Raw genomic sequence first — 20,812 nt, 5'->3', positions numbered from 1 at the left:
ACTAACCCATGATTAACATAATAATTGGAATTACGATGATAAAGAGAACTGAGGTAGAAACAACAATGTTTGTCGCAAATTTAACGTCACCATGATAAGTTTGAGCCAAAATTGGAAGAACTGCAAGTGATGGAGTTGCCGCTTGCACAATCAAAGTCTTGGAGAAAGTTGGTACCATTGATGCTCCAACTTTGAATCCAACGAAGATGATTGCCGCCATGATCAATGGTGAAATAACGAAACGACCAACCAGGGTCAAAATAACATCCTTATCAAAATGCATGTTCTTGAGACCAAATGATCTAAGCATAATACCAATATATATTAAAGCTAATGGTGTAACAAGTGCACCTAAGTCAGTTAAAGTCGTCTGAACAAAATTAACTAACAGGTGTTCTTGAAGCCATGGGATGTACAAAAATGGAATGGCAACAATAAATCCCCATAATGGAGCTGGAATCAAATGATGCCAATCAAACTTAGCCTTTGAGCCATCCTTAGCAGTTGGATCATCGGCAGCAATTACCCAAACACCTAGGGTCCAAATAATGATCGTGTTAACAATGTAGTAAACCAGTAAGTAAGGTACTGAGATTTCACCAAACAAGGCAATGTTTAATGGCATCCCGATGAAAACAGTATTAGCACCGTTAATACCAGTCATCATAAGACCTCTTCGGCCCTTTTTAACTCTAAATAACTTAACTTCAATCCATGAAACGACGTATCCCAAAAGAATTGCTAAAACAACGTAAATTAATCCCGTTGAGAGATTAGCCAGTTGTTCAGGATGAAAATACTTCAACATGGCCACAAAGATGGAACATGGTAAAGCTACTTTCATAATAATTTTTGAAATTGAGCCAGAAAATGATTCTTTAAACCATCCAAGTCCTTGTGTGATGTAACCGACGGCAATCATAATTACAATCGCTAACACACTTTGAATTGACGTGATAAATATTGCCATAATTGCACCTCTTATCCCTTTTCACTATATTTCATAATGGAATCCGTAACCGTTTTAACAACATTTTCATCAAAAACACCAGGAACAATTTTATCCGGAGTAGGATCGGGAATCATGCTGGCTAAAGCGTCGGCAACGACTTCCTCAATTTGGTATGTAACCTTTTTGATTCCGCTCTTTAAAAGTCCCTTGAATAAGCCTGGGAAAACTAAGATGTTATTAACTTGATTAGGATATTTACTTGATCCAGTAGCCACAACTTTTGCTCCACCAGCTTTAGCATCTTCAGGAATGATTTCTGGAACTGGATTAGCCAGAGCAAAAATAATTGGATTATTTGCCATTCTTTTAACCTGACTGGTGCTTAAAACGTTTGCATCAGATAAGCCGATAAAGACATCTTGTCCGTCAATTACATCATCTAATGTTTGACCTTCTTTGCCGTTTAAAGCTTTGGCAAGTCCAGTTTGATAAGAGTTGTAATTTTGACTATCAGGTTTAACTACCCCATCAATATCAACTAGGGTAATGTCTTTAATTCCAACATGCTCAAGTAATGTAGCAGTTGCAACGCCAGACGCTCCAACACCGTTAATCACGATTTTTAAGTCCTTGAGCTTCTTACCAACAACTTTAGCTGCATTAATTAGACCAGCTAATACCACAATTGCAGTTCCTTCCTGATCATCGTGATAGACAGGAATGTCTAAGTTTTTACTCAAAATATCTTCTAGTTCAAAACACTTTGGAGCAGCGATGTCTTCCAGATGAATTCCAGCAAAAGTATCCTGAATGCTTTTAATATGAGTAGCCATTTTACTTGCATCTTCCTGTTCAATAGCAACGGGAAGTGCATTGACACTTGCCAAATCTTTGTACAATAATGCTTTGCCTTCCACAACCGGTAAACCAGCAGCAGGTCCAATGTTACCTAAGCCCAGCACTGCTGACCCATCAGTAACAACAGCAAGCAATTTTCCACTCATTGTGTACTTATCCTTTAAACTAGGATCCTTTTCAATCGCCTTGGAAATCTCAGCAACACCTGGTGTATAAGCTTCGCTAAGTTCTTCACGGTTCTTTACGGGAAACTCTGATTCCATCTCGAGCATTCCAGTGTGCTTGGAATGAATGGAATAAATATTATCAGCCACGTAAACCCCTCCATTTGTTTTTATTTTCACGTAGATGACGGTGACTGCATCTACTTACATTGTGATTATATTAACTAAAATGCGCAAAGTCAACCAATATAACGTCCGTTAACAAGCAAAAATAAATAGCGATCTTACCAATGTGAGACCGCTATCAAAAGATTAAATCTAATAATTCACACAATGATATCTATTGCCATTGTGATTTCTTAAATTTTTTTCACAAAGTCTAGTAAGATTTTGTTGAAAACTGCTGGTTGTTCAGCCATGATAATATGACCGGCATCATCGACAATTTGATAATGACCATTTTTAGCCATTGCGGCCGCAACTTTTGCAAAATGATAGTCAAAAAATGGTGACTTTCGTCCAGCAATAATCATTAAGGGAACCGTCAAATCATTTAAAACATCACGCCAATCCTGAAACGCATGATCAACCAGTAACGGATAGTTTAAATCTGCATCATATGGATATTCTTGCTTTAAGGCTTGAATCTTGTTATACAAATCGTCGTTAATTTTATTATATGTCGATCGTCCAAAGGGTTGTTTTAAAAATTCAGGAAAATTGCTCCAATCCAAGGCTTTAAATCCATATGACCATGACTGATCCGCAATCATTTTAGGACTCTGGTCAACGTCAACGATGGCTTTGATTCCTTTATCAGTGAATAAGGAAACATACGCAAACATTGTAGCTGCTCCCATCGAATTGCCTAACAAGATGGGACGTTTCAAATTTAATGCCTGCTTGATTTCATATAAGTCCATGGCATGACGAGACATCCTCTCATCTTTACTAGTTCGTTCAGACATGCCCTGATTTCTAGCATCAACATTAACCACTCTAAAACCGTTTTGCACTAACTTTTGTACGGTAAGCGTCCAAATCTCTTTATAACCCCCAATTCCCGTTAAAATCATTACAGGTTGAGCATTTTTTTCTCCCTCGTCATCATAATCCAGTTCAACATTATCAGAAGTATAGAATTTCATTATTATCACACCATTTTCTTTAAGATTTACCTTATATACTAGCACTTCTGGTATAAGTACACTGCTAACGAATTAAAATTAATTGGGAGTATAATAACTAAGAAAGAAGGGATAACATGAAACGAATTACAGTCACATTTCCAGCACCTGGAAAATCAGAAACCAAAACCATTAAAGTGGACCATAACAACCAATACGTCATGGAATTAATTACTTTAGAAAATCTAGCTCCTGACGGGCATTCACTTGAGATCAAATTTCTTCCCGGTACAAGCGAGGATTTTCCTGAACGTGGAACCACGATTTACTTAAATGGATTTGACCAAACGTTTAAATTATCAAATGGAGATATTTTAGTTACAAAAAGTATGTAAAAAAAGGCCTGTTGACTAGTCAACAGGCCTTTTGTGATTTTATTTGTGATCTAGTTTATCTTGAGCTTTTTGAGCTGCAATGTTCATGATGTTCCATGGACGATCAAAACTAGGTTGGAAGAAGAAGTCAGCATATGCTAAATCATCAACAGTCATGTGTTGTTGAATTGCTAATGAAATAGTATTGATGTTAGCTGTTACATCACGTTTTGACATAATTTGAGCACCTTCAACTTCACGAGTCTTAGGATCAAAGGTCAACTTGAAGTATACTTCAGCGTTCAACTTATCATCGTGGACAAATGGAGGAACGGCAGTATCAACGACAAAGACTGATTCGACGTCAACGCCAGCTTTTTCAGCAGTAACGTCCTTAAAACCAGTTGAAGCAAACTTGTAGTCAAAAACATGCAATCCTGATGAACCAGAAACTTCAGTAGTCTTTCGTTTCTCATCATTAAGGTTCATGGCAGCTGAACGTCCTTGACGTCTAGCGTTAGTAGCTAAGGCAATGATTTGCTTCTTGCCAGTAGGTGCAAAGGTAACTTCGGTTGAATCACCAATGGCGAAGATATCAGGCTGATTGGTACGTTGGTATTCATCAGTCTTGATCATACCCTTTTCATTAAGATCAACTTTTCCTTTAAGCCAATCGGTAGCAGGACGAATTCCAGCTGTTTCAATAATCAAATCAGCATCCCACTGATCGCCATTAGTTGAAATAACTGATGAAACGTTTTCGTCATCGTCACCAACATATTCTTTAACACTTTGGTTAAGTGCTAATTTAACACCATGTTTCTTAAATTCAGCTTCCAAGATCTTAGTGAATTCAGGATCCAGATAAGTAGGAAGAATGGATTTACCAGTATCAACTAAGGTAACGTTCTTACCGGCTTTGGCAAACGATTCAGCTGCTTCAATCCCAATGTATCCACAACCAACAACCGTAACATTATTGATTCCAGGAGTTACTTCAGCTTCCTTCAACTTGATGGCCCAATCACGTCCACGCATTGCGTAAATGTTACCTAATTCCTTACCAGGAACTGGAAGTTGGAATGGGTTAGCACCAACACTCAAAATTAATTTGTCGTATTTTTCAGTGCTTTCTTTACCATCATTGACGTTTAAAGCAGTTAATGTATGGGCTTCTGGATCAACATCAGTAATTTCAGTGTTAATGTGAACATTTACACCTAGTTTTTCCATTCCCTCTGGAGTTGCATAACTTACAGAGTTAACGTTCTTAACAACGTTTTGAAGATATAATTCAATTCCACAAGATAGAAATGATACGAAATCTCCCTTTTCATACCATTCGATGTCAGCATCAGGGAAATCTTTTAAAACTCCTCTAACAGCTTCGAATCCACCATGTGATGATCCAATTACAGCTACTTTCATATCTGCTTCCTCCTTCAATATTTAAAATTGTCGTTCTCTGTGAACATTTTTATATTACCACGCAATCACCCTTCCGTACCATAAAATGACCCATATTTAACAAATTATTTGTACACAATTGTATTGAACCACTTGTAAATTAATTAATTAGCAGTACTTAATTTAAAATAAAAAACGTAGACCAACTAAAATCGTCAGTCTACGCTGTGAAATGTTTTGAAAATTACCACTAAATGTACTAATACTAATCATCAAGACGAAGCAATCATTATTAGTACGATTAGTTTTTAAACCGTTATAACTGTATGAACAATTAAGGAATTTAAGAAACCTTAATATTTAGATACTTAAAAATCTGTTTCCTGATTCTTTGTGACTTAGGACTCATCTCACCATGGATTGCACGGTTCAACTCAACTGGTGAAACATCAACAATTTTCGACATATCTACTTGGGTTAAATCTTTGTTAATCAAAGCAACTTTGATTTTTTTGAAGACCTTTTGCGCGTTACGCTCTAATTCAACGTTAGCCATTGTTGACTCCTCCTTTCGCAATTTATTAATTAAGTTATTGACTATGTCTATCCTTTGGAATAAAATGAAATTATACTAAAAACAATGGAATGCCATTAAACTATTTTCTTCGAGGGAACTAGTTTAGATGCCTTTGTCATTGAGATTATTATTTTGGATTGACTGATCAATTACTTAACTAAACTAATTATCAATCATATAAAATAAAATGTCAATGATTTTCTCTATTATTTGAAATAATTTATTGGACCAACCATTTCAGTACAAAGGAGAAACAATTTTGACAACAATTGAACGAATTAAGCGCCTTGCAAGAATGCGGGGATGGTCACTTCAGCTAGTGGCACAGAAAGCCGGAATCGGAATCAACAATATTTATACATGGAATAAGAAAACACCGAGCACTAAGAGTTTAGATAAAGTGGCTAAGGTCCTTGGAGTTTCAATTGACTATCTATTGGGGAACACTGATAAACTAAACTATCCAAATGATAATAAAGACAAATCAAAAGTTAATGAAGCTGTTGATCTTCCTATTCTTGGTAGTATTGCTTGTGGGAAACCTATTTTTGCGGAACAAAACGTCACAGGATACTTTCCTACCCTAAAAAACGATCTTCCAAGTGGGGATAATTTTTGGCTTAAATGTGACGGCGATTCAATGGACCCTACCATTAAAAATGGTGCTTACGTCCTAATCCATTACCAACCAGAAGTTGAAAATGGAGACATTGCAGCCGTCTTACTAAATGACGATGAGGATGCCACCCTTAAACGGATTAGTACCCAAAAAGATCAGACTGTCTTAATTCCAGATAACAAGCAATATCCACCAATTATCTTGAATAAAGATAATCCGGGAAAAATTATTGGAAAAGCAATTCGCATGCAATCAGAACTATAAAAATATTTAATTAAAAGGGAATTCCATTGAATGGAATTCCCTCTTTTTATTTAATAAAATGAAGCAATCTGATCACTCATTTTCAAATGTCCAGGCGCTCATTTGCCTACAAACATCCTCGGATTGTGGCACAATGCCGAATTTATCTAAAAATCCATGCATCATACCTTCGTAACGTATCAATTGAACATCATTATGAAAAACTGCTAGTTTATTAGCAAATTCGTCATCTTGGCCTTTTAAGCAATCATATCCGGCAGTAACAATTAACGTACGTGGCATTTGTTTTAATTCACTAGTAGCCATGTTAATTGGTGAAATTAATGTTTCACTCATCGAATGTGGTTCAGAATAAACCCTTCCCAAATAACCCAAAGCTTGAATATTCCCACTGTCCATATCATTAATTAATTTCTGTTGTGATTTTGGTAAATCTGACAAATTTTGATAACTAGGTGCCAAGTCATTTTGCACCATCGGATAAATTGGAACTATTCCTTTAACTAAATGAGTGTCCTTCTGTAAATCTAGGTAAGCCATCTCAATTGCAATATTTCCACCGGCACTATCACCAGCAACATATAAATGGTTAAGATCGATTCCCAGCTTTTCTGCATTATCATGAGCAAATTTAACTCCTTGCCAGCAATCTGCCAATAAATCATCAGCATTTACTTCAGGAGCTAAACGATAGTCAACATTAATAACCGTACCACCGATTAATTCTGCTAATTTACGACAAAAATTACGCGATACCGCGGGACCATTTCCAACAAAATCACCACCATGATAGTAAATAAAGCATGGTTTCTTGACAGTGGGTCGCTTGAAAAATTGGCTCACTTGTAAAATCACATTGCCTAAGTCAACGTCTTTAGTAGTGACATTATATGCCATATCCACATTCGGCGTGCCCATTCCCTTACGAAAAGCTATCGCTTGTCTTTCGGCATCGGTTTTTGGTGTAAATTTCACTCGCTTAGTAACGGTGCTTGATTCAGAACTTAAACTGCTATTTTCTTCATGATCTCTAAGAACCACATCATCCAAACCCTCTTGTTTAGATGACGGCTTTACACAAATTAATAAATTACTGTTGTTACGATGAAACTCACTTATACCATAAACATGTGAAATTTGATTTAACCGCTTATAATATTGTGACATTGATGGGGTCCATAAAGTATTAGTCATGATCTATCACTTCTTTATCTTATTTACATAAGAATACCATTTTGTGTGACAAAATAATTGATCAATCATCTAACAAAATAAAAAGTCCTACCGCCTATTTAAGACAGTAGGACCAAACATCTACATTACCAACTAACACCTTGATAACAAATTGTCCATATAAGGAGAGTACAGGATTTGAACCTGCGCGCCAGTTATAAACTGGTTCGCCGGATTTCGAGTCCGGTGCATTACCACTCTGCCAACTCTCCATAACTAACACTACTCAAGTATAATCGTAAAAAGTACAACAATCAACACGAGTAGTGCCCTTAATTTAATTATATTTAATGAGACTCAGAATATCGTAATCCTTAATTTTGTCGCGGCCCTTTAGGTCCATTAACTCAACAATAAAGGCCGTTCCAACCACAATTCCACCAAGATCTTTCACTAATTCAATGGTTGCTTCAATGGTTCCACCAGTAGCTAACAAGTCATCAGTCACTAAGACCCGTTGCCCAGGTTTAATGGCGTCTTCATGCAAATAAAGGGATGACTGTCCGTATTCTAGTCCATATGTAGCTTTAACCGTCTTGCCTGGCAACTTCCCCTTTTTTCTTGCGGGAGCGAAACCAATCCCAAGTTCATATGCAACCGGACATCCAACAATAAAGCCACGAGCTTCAGGGCCAACAATCATGTCAACATTTTTTCCTTTAGCATAGTTAACAATCTCGTCAGTTGCTTGGCGATATGCTTCTCCATCTTCTAGTAACGGCGAAATATCACGAAAAGTCACTCCTGGTTCTGGAAAATTAGGATAACTTGCTACATAATCTTTTAAATTAAGAGCCATAAAAAATACTTCCTTTCTTATTATCAGTTCCCAATCCCATTAACAATTTTAACCAAATCACTTGGAGAAACATTAAAAAGGGTATCCTCCACCTTTAACTGTTCTTCACGCAATTGATAGGTAGGAGAAGTTGACAAATTCTGTTTGTCTGGGTTACTGATCCCATTCAAAATCCCGTTTTGAATGGTAATAAAACCAAGTTCATTAAAAACCTGTAGCATAAACACAAGAATATTCGCAGGAACCTGCAGATGTTGGGCCACAGATCTAATATTATCAGAAATCTTCACATTTTTATTAGTTTCAACGAACTTAAATAGTTTAGCATACTGAGAACGTTCTGGCATCCCTAAAGACAAAATATGATTCTTTTTATATAAATATAGGATAATATTAGGGTTTTTAAGGTGATAAACTAATTTTTTGAATTCATCCAATGTCTCAGGACAATCAACAATGTAAACTGCCCCATCGCTAATATCTTTGTTGACACTAGATGCTAGAAGAGCTTGAGAATGAGGACCCACATAGGTTTTTAATTGCTGGTACAATTTCGAGTTAAAGAAAATATACGTCCCGTCATTTGCAAACATGGACTTGGTTAATCTGGTAGTCCTTTTATCCAGTACCACCGTTCCATCTACCTTAAGATCATCAACCATCAACTGAATGTTAGTATGGCCCTTCCATTCATTTTCATTTAAGGTCCCAGCAACATTTACGTTAGCGGATAATGAAGATACTTCTGAAGCGGTCTCTCCCATTCCAAAATCAATGGCAGGAATTCGAGAGTGCTCTCCTACCAACTGAAATTTAAGGTGATCTTGCGATTTACCAATGGCTTGGATATTTGTTAACGTAACGGGTTCAACATCAAATCTGGGACATTCATTATCAGTACCAAATGGACTGAGGGTTTGAATCTGTTGAAATAACTTTTGATCAATCTCATCCGGTGTAACTTTAAAATCAATTTTAAGAGTTGGCTTCTGTGTCAAATCAACCTGTTGGTTAGCTGCTGATTGTTCAAACTGCTTAGCCAACTTATCAAGGTTAGCAGCTGGAACCGTCAATCCAACTGCCATGGCATGTCCACCAAACGCATCCATTAGATCACGCTCACCATCTAAAGCTTTAAAAAGATCAAATCCCTTTACACTTCGTCCAGAGCCCTTGGCCGTCTGATTCTTATCATCAATACTAACTACCACAGTTGGCTTATGAAATTTATCCTTAACCCGACTAGCAGCAATTCCTAACACACCGGTATGCCAATTTTTACCTACAATTAGGAGAGTTTCTCGGTCACGATTCTTAGGTAAACTAGCCTGTTCAATCGCCTCATCGGTAATCGAACTAACCAATAACTTTCGTTGATCATTCTTCTTTTCGGTTTTCTTGGCTAATTCATTGGCTTGGTCATCATCAACCGTTGTCAACAAATCAACACCCATATTAGCATCGCCCATTCTTCCAAGAGCATTTAGTCGTGGGGCAATATTAAAACCAATGTCTTGTTCATCAACTTGATCTAAATCAATTCCAGCTCTTTTAATCAATGCTTTTAATCCTGGCCGAACCGTTAAATGAATCACATTTAAGCCAAACTGAACAAGTGCTCGATTCTCACCTGTAAGGGACACTAAATCAGCCACGGTTCCAATCGCAGCTAGATCTAGCTTATCTTGCGGGATCTCATCCATCAGTGCCGTAGCAAGCTTAAAGGCAACCCCTGCACCAGATAAGTACTGAAAGGGATAAGTGGGCTCCCCTAATTGAGCATGCACAATGGCATATGCATTTGGCAACTTTTGAGGTAATTCATGATGATCCGTAATAATTACGTCGCAGTCTAATTTGTTGGCCTCTTCAATCGCATCAAAACCAGCAACTCCATTATCAACCGTTACAATCAAAGAAGTTCCACTATCAATTATTTTTTGAAAGGCTTTAATATTTGGACCATAGCCATCTTTAAAACGATTGGGAATGTAGTACCGCACATCTGCTCCCATCTCTACCAATGTCTCATAAAGAATAGACGTACTAGTCAGGCCATCAGCATCGTAATCGCCATAAACAGTAATTTGTTCACCCTTTTCAATCGCAGCGTCAATTCGATCAACCGCCTTTTGCATATCATGCATTAAAAATGGATCGTTTAAATCGGATGTATCAGGATTTAAGTAGTGCTTAATTTTATCAGCATCATCATAGCCACGTTCAAACATCAACTTAACGACCAATGGTTCCAGACCCAATTCACTTGCTAACTGATTAACAGTATCGCCATTAATATTATTTTGTTTTAACTTCCAATTATACTTTGAAGAAAGCAAATAAGGATCCTCTTTTCACTATTTTTCGTCGTCTTTTTGTTGTTTATTAATTACATCTTCTACGTTGCGATTATCTTGATTAACCTTTTGTTTACTAATTGAATTCTTAAGTTGCATTTGCAGTGAATCAACTTGCTTGTTTAGATCAGTAACCTGATCCTTTAATCCGTCAATAACTTTTTGCGAATTACGGTTCTCTTTCTTCCGTTGAGATCCATTTTTAAATGAACTAATCATTGATAACAGGAACATAATTAATGCCCCAATTAATAAAGTTAGTAGGAGTACAAGAATTAAAGGCATTTTAACCGTAGTAAAACCAAAATTAATTTCAGCACTTGACATGTTCAATAGAACAAAAATAGCCACAATTACAATCAAAACCATGCTTAGAATCATTGAAATTTGCTTTTTCATTTTGTACTCTCCTCTCCCTTATCAAAGGGAATATCAATAAAATCAAAGTCTTTAACTACCTTAGTATTTGGAAAAATCTGTTGTGCCTGTTTCTGTAATTCATGTGCCATCTTAGCAGTATATCTTGCCGAGATATGGGTTAATAGTAACCGCTTCACGTTCGCTTCTTTGGCCGTATTAGCAGCCTGAATATTAGTAGAGTGATAATAGTTATGGGCTAATTTAGCTTCACCCTTTCCAAAAGTGCTTTCGTGTACTAAAACATCTGCATCATGAGCTAATTCATTAATGGTATCAACTTTTCTTGTATCTCCCAGAATAGTAATAATCCTTCCCTTCTGAGCTTTCCCAATATAGTCGTTCCCATTGATGATTCTCCCATCATTAAGCTGTACGGTTTTCCCCTGCTTAAGTTGGCCATACAATGGTCCTGCTGGAATATTATTTTCACGAAGTTTATTAACAAGCAACTCGCCGGGATGGTCATGTTCAACAATTCGAAATCCCCAACTTTGAACTTGATGATCAAGTTTTTCAGCATAAACCGTGAATTTTCTACCCTCAAAAATTTTGCCAGGCTGACCTAGTTCAACGTATTTTATTCTATACCCTAACTTAGTCTGAGTCACTTGCAAACTAGTCTGAACGTAGTTTTTAATTCCATGAGGTCCATAAATTGTCACCGGATCATCGCCACCTTGAAATGAACGACTTGATAACAATCCTGGGAGACCATAAATATGGTCCCCATGAAGATGGGTAATAAAGATTTTATTGATTTTACGTGGCTTTAAGGTTGATCGCAAAATTTGTTGCTGGGTTCCTTCACCAGCATCAAACAACCATACGGAATTAATCTCATCTAATAACCTTAAAGCGACACTGGATACGTTGCGAAACTTACCAGGAACTCCAGCACCAGTTCCAAAAAACTCTAATTGCATATTCTATCGTTCCTTTTTGACACTCAAATTTTTACACTCGTGAAGAACTACCATATAATTGTAGCATATCACATTGGCAATAATAAGCTGAAATCTAGGTGACTATTTTGAGATTAAACGAATTCTACGTTTCATCAGAAGATTTAAGTAACTCATATAAGATCTACGTTGAGATTAACAAAGATATTTTCCCAATTTTTGATATTGAATTTTCTGACCAAAAAATACTACTAGTACCAAATAAATATAAGCATCCCTTAACATTAAGTCAATTTAACACAAGAACCAGTCAATTAGATGATCATTTATCCTTATTCTGTAAAACCAATGAAATTCCAAAACTATTTGGCTATCGTTTAAAAAATGATCAATTGATATTTGGATAAAAAAGGATGGTCCTTAACTGGACCATCCTTTTTATTAGAATTATTCAACATACGAAAAAGTGAAATCTAAAATTGAAACAAGGTCACCATTTTTAGCACCAGCGTCTCTAAGGGCCTGATCTACTCCCATTCCACGGAGCTTACGAGCCAATCTTAAGACTCCCTGTTCATGTTCCGTATTGGCCATTTGAATCACTCGTTCAATCTTATCTCCAGATAGAACCCAGGTCCCATCTTCATCTTTAGTTAAGGTAAATGGCTTCTCATCCTCATCCGCATGATAAACCACTTCTTTGTTTTCCTTAGCTTCTTCAGCTCCCATAATTGGAAATTTAGGAGCTTTATCAAGGGCTTGACTGGTTTCTCTAATTAACTCTTTTAGCCCCGTGTGAGTTACTGATGAAATCGGAACAATTTCACTTGCAACGTGGTCATTGTGATCGGCTAACTCCTGTTTAAATAACTCTAAGTTTGCCTTCGCGTCTGGCATATCCATTTTTGAGGCCACAATAATTTGGGGCCGCTTCAATAAACTTTCATCGAAGTTAGCTAACTCATGATTAATCTTTTGATAATCATCATACGGATCACGACCCTCAATTCCACTCATGTCAACCACATGTAGGATGACTCGTGTTCTTTGAATGTGTCGTAAAAATTCAAAGCCTAATCCAACTCCCTTAGAAGCTCCCTCGATTAGACCGGGTAAGTCGGCAATCACAAAATCATTTCCATCATGATTTCTTACAATTCCAAGATTAGGAACAATGGTCGTGAAATGGTATTGAGCTACTTTAGGTTTCGAAGAAGTAATTGCACTCAATAAGGTTGATTTCCCTGCTGATGGGAAGCCCACTAATCCAACGTCGGCTAACAATCTTAACTGAAGTTCAATTTCCATTTCTTGGCCTGGCTCACCGTTTTCAGCAATTTCAGGAGCTGAATTCTTCGGCGTAGCAAAGTGAACGTTTCCTCTTCCACCACGGCCACCTTTGGCAATGACAACTTCATCATTGGACTTAGTCAAATCCGCAATCGGCTCACCAGTTTCCGAATTATAAATCGTGGTTCCATCTGGTACACTTACGACTAAATCCGGAGCACTGGCACCCGTCATTTTCTTATTTGCACCATTGCCACCATTTTCAGCTTTAAATTGTTTTTTATACTTAAAATCCATCAAAGTGGACATCCCAGTGTCAACTTTAAAAACAACGTTTCCACCGTGTCCGCCATCTCCCCCAGATGGTCCACCATTGGGAACATATTTTTCACGACGAAAGCCAACCATTCCGTCGCCACCTTTACCAGCTTTGACTTTAAACTTTACTTGATCTACAAACATAATTTCTCCATTTTCTAGCTAGTTTTTCATCATTTTAGCTACTGGCACATCATTTTCGAAAGTAAACTTAACGGTCTGAGCGACCTTCTTTGAGATTCCAAGCGCTTGAATGTCATCTACACTAGCATCTGCGATATTTTTAGTTGAACCAAATTTTCTCAATAATTTATTCCTTGTCTTCGGTCCAACCCCTTTAATACTATCTAACCTTGAAGTCATCGAATTCTTGTTATGGAGCTGATGATGATAATTAATGGCAAAACGGTGAACCTCATCTTGCACCCGCTGAACAAGATAAAAGGCTTGGCTTTTTGGATTTAAATTAATGTGATGATCATTACTACCAAATAATAAATCAGCCGTTTTGTGCTTATCATTTTTGACCATTCCAGCTACCGGAATGTGAAGGTCGAGTTCGTTTTCCAGAACATCCTTCACGGCATTCATCTGAATCTCGCCACCGTCCATTAGGATTAAATCAGGCATCTCAGCGTGTTCTTTTAATAAACGTGTATAACGTCTTCTAATAACTTCACGCGTGCTAGCTGCTTCATCAGCATGATCAACGGTCCGTAACTTGTACTTTCGATACTTCTTTTTATTCGGCTTCCCATCTTCAAATACTACCATAGCAGAAACTAAATCGGCACCAGAAATGTGGGAATGATCAAAAGCCTCAATCCGACCAATGTGACCAATTCCTAAAGCATTACCGAGTTCATCCATCGCACCAGTGGTCTTCCTGCGATCCATCTCCATTAACTTAAACTTCTCATTTAAGACTAATCGAGCGTTATGCTCAGCCATATCTAGTAAGGCCCTTTTCTGCCCTCGTTGTGGAGTTCTAACCGGCACTCCGATCATTTTTGAAAGAACCTCATGATCAATTGATGCTGGTACCAAAATTTCTTTTGGTGGAATTCGATCAGAATCATTATAAAATTGGACAATGTAACTAGTCATTTCTTCATTAGAGGTACTAATAATTGGAAATAATTTTTTCTCACGCTTCATTAGACGAGCCTGGCGAATGAAGAAGACTTGAACTGAAAGCCATCCCTTGTCAGCATAAAAATTAAATACATCGCGGGGAGTATTATCATGGGAAATAATCTTTTGTTTCTCAACGGTAGCATCAATGTAATGTAATTGATCACGCAGTTCGGCTGCCCGTTCATATTCCATGTTATTTGATGCCGTATTCATTCGTTTAGTTAATAATTGTCTGGCAGGTCCAACGCTACCATTTAAGAAGGATTTAATCTTTTTAATTTGAGCATCATACTCCGATTTAGGAACCTCTTTAAAGCAAGCTCCCAAACACTGGCCCATGTGGTAATACAAGCAAGCCCGCTTTTGATAACCATTACAACGCCTTAATGGATACATTTTCTGTAAGAAATTCAACGTTTCATCCGCCGCATAAACGTTAGGATATGGTCCAAAGTAGTACCCGCCATCTTTTTTAACGGTATTGGTAATCAGCATCCTGGGATCACGTTCGTTGGTAATTTTAATGTATGGATAACCACTATGCCCCTGCTTCAAGCGTACATTATAGTAGGGACGATGTTTCTGAATTAAAGTAATCTCAAGTAAAAAGGCTTCCTTATCATTTGAGGTAATGATGGTTTCAAAGTCAGCAATATTTCGCACCAACTTTGCTCGTCGACCATACTGAGTACTTTTAAAATAAGATCGAACTCGATTTTTTAAATTTTTAGCTTTCCCAATGTAGATAATCTTACCATCTTTATCTTTCATAATATAACAACCAGGTTGATCAGGAAGCAACGTTAGTTTTCGTTCAATTAAATCGGATGCCATAAAAATCCCTCCTTTCCGATAAGTGTCACTGTTACAATTATAATGAATTAGTTACAGTTTGTATAACAAACTGACATTAAGTGATTTTTTTGCTATGATGAAGTTAAAGGAGCGATCAATATGGGACTAAAAATTAGAAGAAATGAAGATCTTGATGCCATGTTCAGTAAATTCGCCAAAGAAAATCCGAAAGATCCTAACCGTGCTAAATTTTTAAATCATAAGAATAAAGAAGACCAACGCGAATCAAAAAAGAATAAAATTTTGGATCAAGATAAAACCAAATAAACAGAAAATCAGCTGTTCACACAGCTGATTTTTTTATGACTTAATTTGTTGTTCAATCCAATCCCATACTTGATCAGCTCCCACTTTTGTCTTCGCAGAAAACATGACCAATGGTTCATCATCTTCTAATTCTAATCCTTTACGCAGGATCTGTTCTTGCTTTTTTCGTTTACTTTTAGGAATTTTATCTACCTTAGTAGCCACATAAAGTACCGGGATCCCATAGTAATCTAACCAATCACGCATTTGAATATCATAATCACTCGGTGCGTGTCTTCCATCGATTAAATTAACCACACCCCGGAGTTGTTCACGCTGAGTTAAATAGGTTTCAATCATCTGAGCCCATTTTTCCCGCTCTGATTTTGATACTTTAGCATATCCGTAACCAGGAACATCCACAAAGTATAGTGCATCATTAACCCGATAAAAATTAAGGGTTTGGGTCTTCCCTGGTTGTCCAGAGGTGTGCGCATAGTCCTTTCGATTAATTAAGACATTTGTTAGAGAAGATTTACCAACATTAGAACGTCCTAAAAAACCAATTTCAGGATAACCAGTAGTGGGATACTGTTTAGGATCAACAGCACTCATTACTAGTTCAACATCATTTACATCCATCGTTATCTCCGTTCGATTACTTAGTTACGGTTTAATACCATTTTTGGTTCTTTGCCACCGTTAACTGATTCAGGCGTAACAATTACTTCTTTCACGTCATCACGACTTGGAAGTGAATACATAATATCACGCATAACACTTTCAATCATCGAACGTAGTCCACGAGCACCAGTATTTCTAGCAATTGCCTTTTTTGCCATTGCCTTGAGTGCATCATCTTCAAACGTCAAGTTAACTCCCTCAAGTGAAAGTAGCTTTTGATACTGCTTAACTAACGCATTCTTAGGTTGAGTAAGAATTTTAACCAGATCATCCTCACTTAATTTGTTTAATGCAGTTAAAATTGGTAAACGACCAATAAACTCTGGAATTAAACCAAAATTCATTAAATCTTCAGGGATTACTTTCTGCATAATATCCTCATCAGCAACATCTTGGGTTTCATGGTTATCAACACCAAAACCAATGGTCTTATCACCCAAACGTCGTCTAACAATATCCTGAATCCCATCAAAAGCACCACCAACAATAAAGAGAATGTTTTTGGTGTTAATCTTAATAAATTCCTGACTAGGATTCTTTCTGCCACCCTTTGGCGGGACATTTGCAGTAGTTCCTTCTAAGATCTTCAGGAGTGCCTGCTGAACTCCTTCACCGGATACATCACGCGTAATTGAGACATTTTCAGCTTTCTTAGCGATCTTATCAATTTCATCAATATAGATAATACCCTTTTCGGCTCTATCAACATCATAATCCGCATTTTGAAGAAGTTTTAAAAGAATATTTTCAACATCCTCACCAACATATCCTGCTTCAGTAAGAGTAGTAGCATCAGCAATTGCAAACGGTACATTTAAAATCTTTGCAAGCGTTTGTGCCAAATAAGTTTTACCAGATCCAGTTGGTCCGATCATGGCAATATTACTCTTTTGAATCTGAGCATCATCATAAGAATGATGAGCTTGATCCTTTTCTTCATTATCACTTTCATCACTATTTTCAGAATCATTTAAAGCTTTAATTCTCATATAATGGTTAAACACAGCGACCGCTAAGGTTTTCTTAGCTTCATCTTGACCAATCACATACTCATCAAGCTTTTTAACAATTTCACTTGGAGTAAGAACATTAATGTCCTCAGTGGTAGTCTTGTTTAATTCCTCGCTCATGATTTGTTCGCACAAATCAATACATTCATTACAAATATATACGCCTGGTCCAGCCACGATCTTCTTTACTTGATCCTGTGACTTTCCGCAAAAGGAGCAAGTAATGGTCTCATTTTGATCTGAATCATCATACATGATATCTCTCCTTTTTGTTAAATTCGTTTCGTTGCCTGCAATTTGAAACTATACCATACTAATAGAATCTTTTAAAATAATTTGCTCTACAAAAAAAGACCCGCCCTAACAAGCGGATCCCATCTTGTATAAATTATTTCTTGTTTTCTTTACTGGAATCCTTCTTTTCAGAAGACTTCTTAGCAGCTGATTTTGGTGCTTCTTTAGCACTGTCAACAACAATATCAACAGCCTTTTGAATTCCAATATCATGCTTTAACATGTCATCAGATAATGCATTACGAACGGCAGTTTCTTCCATTCCGTATTGTTTTGCAAGATCACTAACTTCTTTTTGAATGTCTGCTTCACTTGGATTAATCTTTTCCGCTTTAACAATTGCTTCTAAGACCAAGTTCGTCTTAACACGACGATCAGCACCATCGGCAAACTGCTTCTTTAAGTCTTCTGGCTTAGTACCAGTTAACTTATAATACGTCTCAGCGTTGATGCCTTGTTGTTGCATTCCAGCGAGGTATTGATCCATTTGACGTTGAACGTCATCATTAATCATTACTTCAGGAATATCTTTAACAGTAGCATTATCTACAGCTTCGCCAATTGCAGCATTCTCTTTAGCATCATGAGCAGCTGATTCCTTTTGTTCTTTAAGCTCTTTCTTGATTTTGTCTTCTAACTCAGAGAGTGTGTCAACGTCTTCGTCAACATCCTTAGCAAAATCATCATCAAGTTTAGGTAATTGTTTTTCCTTAACTTCATGAAGCTTAACTTTAAAAGTAGCTTCTTTCCCAGCTAATGACTTTTCTTGATAGTCCTTAGGGAAAGTAACCTTTACATCAACATCATCGCCAGCTTTTTTACCAATCAATTGGTCTTCAAAGCCAGGAATGAATGAACCTGAACCAAGTTCAAGAGAATAGTTGTTAGCTTTTCCGCCTTCAAATGGCTTGTCGTCAACAAATCCTTCAAAGTCAATTGTAACAGTGTCACCCTTTTTAGCAGGACGATCAACCAAAACAAGTTCAGCCTGTGATTGACGCATTTTATCTAACTTAGCATCGACGTCTTTTTTGTAAACACGAGTGCTTTCCTTCGGAACACTTAATCCTTTGTATTGGCCAAGCTTAACGTCAGGCTTAACACTTACAGTAGCCTTTAGAACCCACGGCTTACCTTTTTCAATTGATTCAACACTAACATCTGGTTGACCAACTGGTTCAATTCCAGCGTCTTTAATTGCTTCACTATAAGCATCTGGTAGCAATAAGTTTAAAGCATCTTGATATAAGGCTTCTTCACCGTACATTTGATTAAATACTTGTCGTGAAACCTTCCCCTTACGAAATCCAGGAACTTTAATGTTTTTCTTATTCTTCTTGAAAGCTCGATCTAATCCTTCTTTAATCTTATCAAGACCAATTTCAAAGGTTAGTTCACCATCATTGGTGCCTTTTTTCTTCCAATCTGCCATAACATTTCCTCCAACATGAAAAATATTTACACACTTTTTCAAGTAATAGTATTCAAATAGTATTCTAACTTAAGCGCCATCAAAAGTAAACATCGACGCTAAAACAGTGGTATCAATAAAAAAGAGATTGAAGACAATGTCTTCAATCTCTAAATAAAATACTAATTAATCATCGATTTCGGTTACAACACCGGCACCAACGGTATGTCCACCTTCACGAATAGTGAACTTAGTACCTTTTTCAATGGCAACTGGCTTAGTTAAGTCAACGTGGAATGTAACGTTGTCACCAGGCATTACCATTTCAGTTCCCTTGTCTAATTCAATAACACCAGTAACATCGGTGGTATGGAAGTAGAATTGAGGACGATAGTTTGAGAAGAATGGAGTATGACGTCCACCTTCTTCTTTGGTTAAGATGTAAACTTGACCAGTAAACTTCTTGTGGGTATGAATTGAACCAGGTGCTGCAAGAACTTGTCCACGAACAACTTGGTCACGGTTAATACCACGAAGCAAAGCACCGATGTTATCTCCAGCTTCACCTTTGTCAAGAGTCTTTCTGAACATTTCAAGACCAGTAACAGTAGTCTTCAAAACGTCAGGAACTAAACCAACGATTTCAACTTCGTCACCGATTTTAATGCTACCACGATCAATACGACCAGAAGCAACAGTTCCACGACCAGTGATAGTAAATACATCTTCAACAGGCATCAAGAAAGGTTTGTTGTCATCACGTTCTGGAGTTGGGATATATTCATCAACAACATCCATTAACTTCATGATGTTTTCTTCTTGTTCTTTATCACCTTGAAGTGCTTTCAAAGCTGAACCACGGATAACAGGAACATCGTCACCATTGTAACCATATTCTGAAAGTAACTCACGAATTTCCATTTCAACCAAGTCGATCAATTCGTCGTCATCAACCATGTCAGTCTTGTTTAAGAAGACAACAATGTGGTCAACACCAACCTGTCGAGCAAGCAAAATATGTTCACGAGTTTGTGGCATAGGACCGTCGGTTGCGGCAACAACAAGAATAGCACCATCCATTTGGGCAGCACCAGTGATCATGTTCTTAACGTAGTCAGCATGTCCTGGGGCGTCAATATGTGCATAATGACGCTTTTCAGTTTCGTATTCAACGTGCGCAGTATTAATAGTAATACCACGTTCTTTTTCTTCTGGTGCAGCATCAATATCAGCGAAGTCTTCAGCCTTAGCCAAACCCTTTTCTGATAATACTTTAGTAATTGCTGCAGTTAAAGTAGTCTTCCCATGGTCAATATGGCCGATAGTACCAATATTAACGTGGGGCTTTGTTCTTTCATAATGTTCTTTTGCCATTTATGAAACCCTCCTGTCATTTTCGTAAGACAAACATCAGTAAAAACACCAATGTCTCTTTGTCAGTAATTATACTACATTTTCCGTAAAAGGCCAAATGCTCACCTTTTTTGGAATTCACTTTCATATTATATCCACTG

20 protein-coding genes and 1 tRNA gene are annotated in these 20,812 nt (G+C 37.3%); 4 read left to right on the top strand and 17 right to left on the bottom strand.

Annotation, left to right across the window (positions count from 1 at the left end):
- Position 1: 1 nt before the first annotated feature.
- From AC6UD2_RS02985 to AC6UD2_RS02975, 3 genes are all read right to left on the bottom strand, one after another.
- Positions 2-970: an AEC family transporter gene (locus tag AC6UD2_RS02985; RefSeq protein WP_500697979.1), complete on the bottom strand. Its 969-nt coding sequence runs from the start codon at positions 968-970 to the stop codon at positions 2-4.
- Positions 971-981: 11 nt separating this feature from the next.
- The gene (locus AC6UD2_RS02980) at positions 982-2,082 is read right to left on the bottom strand and encodes an NAD(P)-dependent malic enzyme (RefSeq protein WP_500698144.1); all 1,101 of its coding nucleotides are present in this window, start codon (positions 2,080-2,082) and stop codon (positions 982-984) included.
- Positions 2,083-2,333: 251 nt separating this feature from the next.
- Positions 2,334-3,122 (bottom strand): alpha/beta fold hydrolase, encoded by a 789-nt coding sequence (locus tag AC6UD2_RS02975; protein WP_500697978.1) that lies wholly within the window; start codon positions 3,120-3,122, stop codon positions 2,334-2,336.
- Between the two features lie 116 nt (positions 3,123-3,238).
- Between AC6UD2_RS02975 and AC6UD2_RS02970 the strand changes: the two genes are divergently transcribed.
- On the top strand, positions 3,239-3,496 hold the full coding sequence (locus tag AC6UD2_RS02970) for a hypothetical protein (protein WP_500697977.1): 258 nt from the start codon (positions 3,239-3,241) through the stop codon (positions 3,494-3,496).
- Between the two features lie 39 nt (positions 3,497-3,535).
- Here the strand turns inward: AC6UD2_RS02970 and AC6UD2_RS02965 are convergent, their stop codons facing one another.
- Positions 3,536-4,903 carry an FAD-dependent oxidoreductase gene (locus AC6UD2_RS02965; RefSeq protein ID WP_010021285.1) on the bottom strand — a complete coding sequence of 456 codons (1,368 nt, stop codon included), beginning with the start codon at positions 4,901-4,903 and terminating at the stop codon, positions 3,536-3,538.
- A 322-nt stretch (positions 4,904-5,225) separates the two neighbouring features.
- On the bottom strand, positions 5,226-5,438 hold the full coding sequence (locus AC6UD2_RS02960) for a helix-turn-helix domain-containing protein (protein ID WP_010021284.1): 213 nt from the start codon (positions 5,436-5,438) through the stop codon (positions 5,226-5,228).
- 280 nt (positions 5,439-5,718) lie between these two features.
- Here AC6UD2_RS02960 and AC6UD2_RS02955 point away from each other — a divergent pair, with 280 nt between their 5' ends.
- Entirely contained in the window at positions 5,719-6,342 is a 624-nt protein-coding gene (locus tag AC6UD2_RS02955) for a helix-turn-helix domain-containing protein (protein ID WP_010021282.1), read from the top strand.
- A gap of 72 nt (positions 6,343-6,414) precedes the next feature.
- Here AC6UD2_RS02955 and AC6UD2_RS02950 read toward each other — a convergent pair whose 3' ends face one another.
- From AC6UD2_RS02950 to rnz, 6 genes are all read right to left on the bottom strand, one after another.
- Complete coding sequence (locus AC6UD2_RS02950) at positions 6,415-7,536, bottom strand: alpha/beta hydrolase (protein ID WP_500697976.1); 1,122 nt, start codon at positions 7,534-7,536, stop codon at positions 6,415-6,417.
- A gap of 162 nt (positions 7,537-7,698) precedes the next feature.
- A tRNA-Ser gene (locus AC6UD2_RS02945) sits at positions 7,699-7,787 on the bottom strand.
- A 65-nt stretch (positions 7,788-7,852) separates the two neighbouring features.
- Positions 7,853-8,374 (bottom strand): adenine phosphoribosyltransferase, encoded by a 522-nt coding sequence (locus AC6UD2_RS02940; protein ID WP_010021279.1) that lies wholly within the window; start codon positions 8,372-8,374, stop codon positions 7,853-7,855.
- A 23-nt stretch (positions 8,375-8,397) separates the two neighbouring features.
- Entirely contained in the window at positions 8,398-10,713 is a 2,316-nt protein-coding gene (gene recJ / locus AC6UD2_RS02935) for a single-stranded-DNA-specific exonuclease RecJ (RefSeq protein ID WP_500697975.1), read from the bottom strand.
- Between the two features lie 18 nt (positions 10,714-10,731).
- Positions 10,732-11,130 carry a lipopolysaccharide assembly protein LapA domain-containing protein gene (locus AC6UD2_RS02930; RefSeq protein ID WP_039144852.1) on the bottom strand — a complete coding sequence of 133 codons (399 nt, stop codon included), beginning with the start codon at positions 11,128-11,130 and terminating at the stop codon, positions 10,732-10,734.
- Entirely contained in the window at positions 11,127-12,074 is a 948-nt protein-coding gene (gene rnz, locus AC6UD2_RS02925) for a ribonuclease Z (RefSeq protein WP_500697974.1), read from the bottom strand. The genes AC6UD2_RS02930 and rnz overlap by 4 nt, the downstream gene beginning before the upstream one ends.
- A 107-nt stretch (positions 12,075-12,181) precedes the next feature.
- On the opposite strand from rnz, the gene AC6UD2_RS02920 reads away from it, so the two are divergent.
- On the top strand, positions 12,182-12,460 hold the full coding sequence (locus AC6UD2_RS02920) for a hypothetical protein (RefSeq protein WP_010021273.1): 279 nt from the start codon (positions 12,182-12,184) through the stop codon (positions 12,458-12,460).
- 40 nt (positions 12,461-12,500) lie between these two features.
- Here AC6UD2_RS02920 and obgE read toward each other — a convergent pair whose 3' ends face one another.
- Both obgE and uvrC read right to left on the bottom strand, forming a co-directional pair.
- Positions 12,501-13,805, bottom strand: a complete 1,305-nt coding sequence (obgE, locus tag AC6UD2_RS02915; RefSeq protein ID WP_500697973.1) for a GTPase ObgE — start codon at positions 13,803-13,805, stop codon at positions 12,501-12,503.
- An 18-nt stretch (positions 13,806-13,823) separates the two neighbouring features.
- Positions 13,824-15,632: an excinuclease ABC subunit UvrC gene (gene uvrC, locus AC6UD2_RS02910; protein ID WP_039144858.1), complete on the bottom strand. Its 1,809-nt coding sequence runs from the start codon at positions 15,630-15,632 to the stop codon at positions 13,824-13,826.
- Positions 15,633-15,752: 120 nt separating this feature from the next.
- Here uvrC and AC6UD2_RS02905 point away from each other — a divergent pair, with 120 nt between their 5' ends.
- Positions 15,753-15,920, top strand: a complete 168-nt coding sequence (locus AC6UD2_RS02905; RefSeq protein ID WP_010021268.1) for an SPJ_0845 family protein — start codon at positions 15,753-15,755, stop codon at positions 15,918-15,920.
- A gap of 33 nt (positions 15,921-15,953) precedes the next feature.
- Here AC6UD2_RS02905 and yihA read toward each other — a convergent pair whose 3' ends face one another.
- The 4 genes from yihA to tuf all read right to left on the bottom strand — a co-directional run bounded on the left by yihA (position 15,954) and on the right by tuf (position 20,672).
- Positions 15,954-16,541, bottom strand: a complete 588-nt coding sequence (gene yihA / locus AC6UD2_RS02900) for a ribosome biogenesis GTP-binding protein YihA/YsxC (protein WP_039144860.1) — start codon at positions 16,539-16,541, stop codon at positions 15,954-15,956.
- Positions 16,542-16,561: 20 nt separating this feature from the next.
- Positions 16,562-17,848 (bottom strand): ATP-dependent Clp protease ATP-binding subunit ClpX, encoded by a 1,287-nt coding sequence (gene clpX, locus AC6UD2_RS02895; RefSeq protein WP_500697972.1) that lies wholly within the window; start codon positions 17,846-17,848, stop codon positions 16,562-16,564.
- 133 nt (positions 17,849-17,981) lie between these two features.
- Positions 17,982-19,319, bottom strand: coding sequence for a trigger factor (gene tig / locus AC6UD2_RS02890; RefSeq protein ID WP_500697971.1), 1,338 nt, complete (start codon positions 19,317-19,319; stop codon positions 17,982-17,984).
- Between the two features lie 165 nt (positions 19,320-19,484).
- Positions 19,485-20,672 carry an elongation factor Tu gene (gene tuf / locus AC6UD2_RS02885; protein ID WP_010021264.1) on the bottom strand — a complete coding sequence of 396 codons (1,188 nt, stop codon included), beginning with the start codon at positions 20,670-20,672 and terminating at the stop codon, positions 19,485-19,487.
- Between the last annotated feature and the right edge of the window lie 140 nt (positions 20,673-20,812).

Source organism: Fructilactobacillus sp. X2R5C2 (assembly GCF_059901375.1).
The sequence above is the reverse complement of the archived record's forward strand: the minus strand, read 5'-3'. Positions and strand labels throughout refer to the sequence as shown.

Excerpts from the sequence above, each read along its gene's own strand:
- rnz (WP_500697974.1), bottom strand. The coding sequence starts at position 12,074 with ATGCAATTAGAGTTTTTTGGAACTGGTGCTGGAGTTCCTGGTAAGTTT.
- AC6UD2_RS02965 (WP_010021285.1), bottom strand. The coding sequence starts at position 4,903 with ATGAAAGTAGCTGTAATTGGATCATCACATGGTGGATTCGAAGCTGTT.
- AC6UD2_RS02980 (WP_500698144.1), bottom strand. The coding sequence starts at position 2,082 with ATGCTCGAGATGGAATCAGAGTTTCCCGTAAAGAACCGTGAAGAACTT.
- AC6UD2_RS02930 (WP_039144852.1), bottom strand. The coding sequence starts at position 11,130 with ATGAAAAAGCAAATTTCAATGATTCTAAGCATGGTTTTGATTGTAATT.
- AC6UD2_RS02960 (WP_010021284.1), bottom strand. The coding sequence starts at position 5,438 with ATGGCTAACGTTGAATTAGAGCGTAACGCGCAAAAGGTCTTCAAAAAA.
- AC6UD2_RS02985 (WP_500697979.1), bottom strand. The coding sequence starts at position 970 with ATGGCAATATTTATCACGTCAATTCAAAGTGTGTTAGCGATTGTAATT.
- clpX (WP_500697972.1), bottom strand. The coding sequence starts at position 17,848 with ATGTATGATGATTCAGATCAAAATGAGACCATTACTTGCTCCTTTTGC.
- AC6UD2_RS02970 (WP_500697977.1), top strand. The coding sequence starts at position 3,239 with ATGAAACGAATTACAGTCACATTTCCAGCACCTGGAAAATCAGAAACC.
- obgE (WP_500697973.1), bottom strand. The coding sequence starts at position 13,805 with ATGTTTGTAGATCAAGTAAAGTTTAAAGTCAAAGCTGGTAAAGGTGGC.
- AC6UD2_RS02950 (WP_500697976.1), bottom strand. The coding sequence starts at position 7,536 with ATGACTAATACTTTATGGACCCCATCAATGTCACAATATTATAAGCGG.
- uvrC (WP_039144858.1), bottom strand. The coding sequence starts at position 15,632 with ATGGCATCCGATTTAATTGAACGAAAACTAACGTTGCTTCCTGATCAA.
- AC6UD2_RS02905 (WP_010021268.1), top strand. The coding sequence starts at position 15,753 with ATGGGACTAAAAATTAGAAGAAATGAAGATCTTGATGCCATGTTCAGT.
- yihA (WP_039144860.1), bottom strand. The coding sequence starts at position 16,541 with ATGGATGTAAATGATGTTGAACTAGTAATGAGTGCTGTTGATCCTAAA.
- AC6UD2_RS02940 (WP_010021279.1), bottom strand. The coding sequence starts at position 8,374 with ATGGCTCTTAATTTAAAAGATTATGTAGCAAGTTATCCTAATTTTCCA.
- AC6UD2_RS02975 (WP_500697978.1), bottom strand. The coding sequence starts at position 3,122 with ATGAAATTCTATACTTCTGATAATGTTGAACTGGATTATGATGACGAG.
- tig (WP_500697971.1), bottom strand. The coding sequence starts at position 19,319 with ATGGCAGATTGGAAGAAAAAAGGCACCAATGATGGTGAACTAACCTTT.
- tuf (WP_010021264.1), bottom strand. The coding sequence starts at position 20,672 with ATGGCAAAAGAACATTATGAAAGAACAAAGCCCCACGTTAATATTGGT.